This window comes from Gordonia crocea, from assembly GCF_009932435.1.
Lineage (GTDB): Bacteria > Actinomycetota > Actinomycetes > Mycobacteriales > Mycobacteriaceae > Gordonia > Gordonia crocea.
This window is the reverse complement of record NZ_BJOU01000004.1, coordinates 1-4,850: the sequence shown is the minus strand read 5'-3', so window position 1 is coordinate 4,850 and position 4,850 is coordinate 1. Positions and strand designations below refer to the sequence as shown.

3 protein-coding genes and 3 pseudogenes are annotated in these 4,850 nt (G+C 68.8%); 2 read left to right on the top strand and 4 right to left on the bottom strand.

What is annotated here, in order from left to right; all coding sequences use genetic code 11:
* The coding region (locus nbrcactino_RS13320; RefSeq protein WP_161928051.1) for a WS/DGAT domain-containing protein at positions 1-763 on the top strand (763 nt) is incomplete at its 5' end.
* Positions 764-774: 11 nt separating this feature from the next.
* A complete protein-coding gene (locus tag nbrcactino_RS13315) occupies positions 775-1,917 on the top strand; it encodes an alpha/beta fold hydrolase (protein WP_161928050.1) in 1,143 nt (380 codons plus the stop codon).
* A gap of 134 nt (positions 1,918-2,051) precedes the next feature.
* On the opposite strand, the gene nbrcactino_RS13310 is transcribed toward nbrcactino_RS13315, so the two are convergent.
* From nbrcactino_RS13310 to nbrcactino_RS13295, 4 genes and pseudogenes are all read right to left on the bottom strand, one after another.
* Positions 2,052-3,383, bottom strand: a complete 1,332-nt coding sequence (locus nbrcactino_RS13310; protein ID WP_161928045.1) for an alpha/beta hydrolase domain-containing protein — start codon at positions 3,381-3,383, stop codon at positions 2,052-2,054.
* A 2-nt stretch (positions 3,384-3,385) separates the two neighbouring features.
* Positions 3,386-3,782 (bottom strand): annotated as a pseudogene (locus nbrcactino_RS13305) (carboxymuconolactone decarboxylase family protein).
* Positions 3,779-4,643, bottom strand: a pseudogene (locus nbrcactino_RS13300) (NAD(P)-dependent oxidoreductase). The pseudogenes nbrcactino_RS13305 and nbrcactino_RS13300 overlap by 4 nt, the downstream one beginning before the upstream one ends.
* Positions 4,640-4,850, bottom strand: a pseudogene (locus nbrcactino_RS13295) (SDR family oxidoreductase); the annotation flags it as partial. The pseudogenes nbrcactino_RS13300 and nbrcactino_RS13295, both read right to left, overlap by 4 nt.

Genomic DNA, 4,850 nt, shown 5'->3' with positions numbered 1-4,850 from the left:
CCCCAGCGGCGGCGAACGGCGTTGTGCCAGTGCGAGTCTGCCGCTCGCGCAATTCCAGCAGATCGCCGTCGCCACCGGGACCACCGTCAACGGCGCCCTGCACGGGGTGATCGCCGGGGCCAAGCGCGCCGAGATGATCGCCCGCAGCGAGGACCTGCGCTCGCCGGCGGTGACGGTGTTCGGGGTGGTGGCCGACATGGCGTCGACGCGCACCGCGGGCAATGAGATCTCCACCGCGCTGGCCTATCTGCGCACCGACATCGCCGACCCGGTGCAGCGGCTGACCGCGACCGCGCAGAGCTGTGCCGCGGCGGTCACCAAGCGGCGCAGCATCGGCTTCGAGCTGACCGACCAGATCGCGGTCTACACCGGCCGCACCGGCCCGGTGTTCCGCAAGCTGGCGGCCCCGGTCACGCCGCGCGTCGTCAACAACATCACCACGGCCAACCTGCCGGGTCCCCGTGAGACCCGCTGGGTGGGCGACATCGAGGTGGTGGACTGGATCTCGTTCGCGCTGGCGATCGCGCCGGCCGACGTGAACCTCACCGCCTACAGCTATGCCGGCCGGATCAGCATGGGGCTCATCACGACGCCGGAGTCGATGCCCGATCCGGAGGGTTTCCTCGACCGCGTGCGCGAGTCGCTGCACGAAGTGCGCACGGCGTTGGTCGAGCGGGGGATGTTGGCGGCGCAGGACGCCGACCAATCAGCGGCCAAGCCGCCCACCAATCCCGCGGCGAAGCCGCCCAAGAGAGTCGAGTAGCCATCGTGGGTCTGACCATCTGGGATACGACTGTGGCCCGCGTGGGTCTGTTCGCCAACGTCGTGCCGCGGGCCGTCGCCAGTGCGCGCGCGGCGAAGAACGGCGATGAGCGCCTGGGCATTCCGCCGTCGAAGGTCGGCGCGCGCACGGTGGGCGAGTCGGCCGTCGACGAGCTGTTCGTCGCCCTCAACTCGGTGCTGCGCGACGTGTCGGAGATCGACGACCTCGCCGCCGCGGTGCAGCGTTGCGACGCGGCCGCGCCGGTGCTCACCGAGCTCGGGGTCACCGGGGTCAACCGCCCCCAGCCGGTGCCGACGATCTTGCGGCGCAGCCGCAAGCGCTTCACCACGACGGTCTACGACCACGTCGACTTCAAGCTGGACGTCGACCTGCCCGAGCCGATGGCCGCCTATGCGCCCTACCTCGACGGAGTGTCGTCGGCGCGGGTGCTGGCCCACGAGGAGCCGGGCCGGCGCTGGATCATCTGGGTGCACGGTGCCGGGCAGGGCCGTCCCGACGACATGTTCTCGTTCCGGGCCGCCCACCTGCACGAGAAGCTGGGATACAACGTGGTGCTGCCGGTGCTGCCGGCGCACGGCGCACGGCGGCACCCCAACGTCGCCTTCCCGGGTTTCGACCCGTTGGAGAACATCGCGGTGACGATTCGGGCGGTCGCCGAGATCCGGGCGCTGGTGTCTTGGATCGGCGCGCAGGATCCGGCCGAGGTGACCATTGCCGGGACGTCGCTGGGCGGACCGTTGGCCGGACTCGTCGCCGGGTTGGAGCCGTTGGTGTCCTCGGTGTTGGCGTTGGTGCCGATGCTCGGCGTGCACACGACGCTGGCCCACCACATGGACCGGGTCGGCAAGATCGGCCGGGAGGCGGCCGCGCTGCTGCGCTCGGACAGTGTCCGAGCCGTCTCGTCGGTCGTCGACCCGCTGGCGGTGACGCCCTATGCGGAGCCGGACCGGAGGTTGGTGATCGCCGCGCTCAACGACCGGGTGACCTGGGTGACCGCGGCCCAGAAACTGCACCACCACTGGGGTGGCCGGATCGAGTGGTACGCCGGCGGGCATGTCGGCCACGTGTTCTCTGGCCGAGTCCGCGAACTCACCGACGAGTTCTTGGCCGAGGCCGCCGCTGCGACCCCCTAATCGCCGACTGGGCCCTCTTTCCCGCCGACTGGGCCCTGATCTTCGTCGACTGGGCCCTCATCTTCGTCGACTGGGCCCTCTTTTCCGCCGACTGGGCCCTCGATCTCGTCGACTGGGCCCTCGATGAGCGACGCTCAAGCGTCTTTGACGGTCTCGGTTGCTTCGACGACAAGGTCGGGTGTGGCCTCGCCAAGAACCTCGTCGCGGTCCTCGGGCACGATGAATCCGGCCGCGATCGCGGCGTCGGTGGCGTCGGCGTAGCTGCGCAGGTAGTCCGACGACGAGCGGTAGCGCTGGGCGAGCACCTCGTCGGGAATCGGGTGGGTTGACCCGAACAGCAAACAGATCCGCGAAACGGGTTCGGGCACAATGCCGCTCAACACCTGGGTCGGCACCTCGACACACGGGGTGCGGACCCCGCCGCGAACGTTGCCCACCTCGTCGGGAACGAACGCCGGGTCGTCAGATCCATTGAGCTGCAACGGCTCTGCGGAAGGCGGCGGGTCGCCGCCGCGGGCCCAGCGATCCAAATGTCGCAGTGCCGCGCGCAGCACGAACCGCTGTTGGCTGCGGTTCACCGGATCCGGGCAGCCGAGGAATTCTTCGAATGGTCCGATCTGTGCCAGGTCGGCATGGGCGGCCCCGGCCACCTCCCACACCCGCAACGAATCCGAATCTGATTGTCGCGCAAGGTAGTAGCGGAAGTTGGTGAGCAGATCGGTCTCGGTTTGCACGACGAGGACCGGCGCCCCGACGTCGGGGATGCTCGTCGGGTCTCCGGAGAACGCGACGGAGATGTCGGCCGGGCCGCCGATATCCCCGAGGGGGAGTCCGGCAACCGCCCGACTGTGGACCAGGTAGCCGTCGAAGACTTTGTGCACCGGCGCGAAGGCCGACACGTAGGTCGTCAGGGCCATCGCCGACTGCGATTCGCCGACCGCGAGGATGCGGTCGACGATCAGCCCACCCAGCGGCCCGCCCGGCCCCCGCAGCGCGGCGGCTACCGCGGCGAACAGGTCGTAGCAGTACGCGTCGCCCGGGTGCTTCATCTGGGCGTACCGCTGCGGGTCCTTCGCGGCAAGGCCGCTCGGACCGGCATCGACCTCGACCGACCCGGTGCCGCCCTCGACGCCGGTGTACTGCGCGGACACCCCGGCCCACGCGTGGCCGGCCCGGACCAGTTCCTCTGCGACGTAGGTGTATTCCGGTGCCGCGTCGGCTCCGCTGCTCACATTGAGCCATTCGACGACGAGGGTGCCGCTGAACGACTCCGGCGTGCTCGGCCGGCGGACGAGGACGCGAGTGGTGAACTCGGCCGGCGGGGCCTCGCCGTCCCGCGTGAGCCCGGACACGACGCCGGTAGCGGCGTACTCGGTCTCGGTGTAGCCGTGCGCGGCCAGGTCGGGGCCCGGCGTTGCGCTCATGAGGGAATGTCCGGCACCGCCGGTGAGTTCGACGAAATCCACGGTCAGTCCTGCTTCTGCGCCTTGCGCCAATTCTTGATGGCGGTGCCGAAGACGGTGTTCATCTTGGTGCCGACCGGCCAACCGGCGTAGTAACAGAGGAACAGGGCGATCTCCTCGAGCTGCTCGGGGGTCAGCTCCTCTTTGCCCAGTGCCGCCCCGGCTTGGATCTCCGCGACGTCGACGTGGCCGTTTCCGGCCAACAGGCCCAGGAGCAGCAGCCGACGATCACGGTCGGTGAGTGCGTCACGCGTCCACCTCGGCGAACAGCTGATCGGCGGTGTGCGCGAAATGCAGTCCGGGACCGTCGGACATGTCCCAGCCGTACACCTCCGACATCTTCGCCACACCGCGCTTGCGGTGCTCGGTGCCCTCGCCGCCTACGGCGGTTCCTGAACTCATGCGTTGACTCCTTTGTCTTCGGCATCGGGAACACCGAATCCCGACGCGAGGTTGGCGCGGGCGGGATGGTGCCCAGGGAAGGTCGACGTCGAGCTGGCGGCACCAAGGCAAGGCCAGATCGAGATCCTTGCTGCCCAAGTTCACCACGTGGGTGAATACGCCGTACCAGAAGTCGTCGGGATCGATCGGTGCGGTGGTGTTGCGCAGCATGATGCCCGGCACCGCCGGTGATGGCGTCGGTGTGGCGCACCACTTTGCCGAGTTTCTCGATGTCGATCCCGGCGGCCTCGGCCAGGCGCTGTGCCTCCGACGCCGCATTGAATGAGATGAAATGCAGGAGATTGCGCGCCAGCTTCATCCTGGTGCCCGCGCCGACCTCGTCGCCCGCGTGGACGAGCATGTCGCCGGCCAACTTGAACGGCGGCTTGATCTGCTCATAGGCCTCCCGCGGTCCGCCGACCATGATGGCCAGCCGACCCTGCTCGGCGCCGGGTGCGCCGCCGGGAGATGGGAGCATCCATCAGGTGGACACCCTGCTCCGCGCAGGTTGCCGACAGCTCAATCGCTGTCTGGGCTGATCGTCGAATGGACGGTGATCACCGTGCCCGACTTGGCCGTCGTGAGCAGGTCGCCGACCACCGAGCGCACCTGCGCGTCGTTGACGACGCAGATCCCGATGACGTCGGCCTGTTCGCCGAGCGCGGCCAGCGAGTCGGCCTTGGCTGCACCCTTCTCGACCAGCTTGGCGACGGCCTCGTCGGACAGGTCGAATGACGGTCAGGCCGCCGGCCAGGCGGCGAGACGCCCGGCCATCGGGCCGCCGATGTTGCCAGGCCGACATATCCAGAGAACGTCGCTCATGGTCGGTAGACCTGCCCGCCGTCGACGTTGAAGATCTGGCCGGTGATCCAGTTGGCCTCGTCGGAGAGGAGGAACTTGCACATGCCGACGTGGTCCTCCGGCTTGCCGAATCGCTTGAGCGGCAACTGCTTGACCATGTCCTAGACCATTTCGATCGGGGTGGTGGTGCGGGTCGCCTCGGTGTCGGTGGGCCGGGGCAATCGCGTT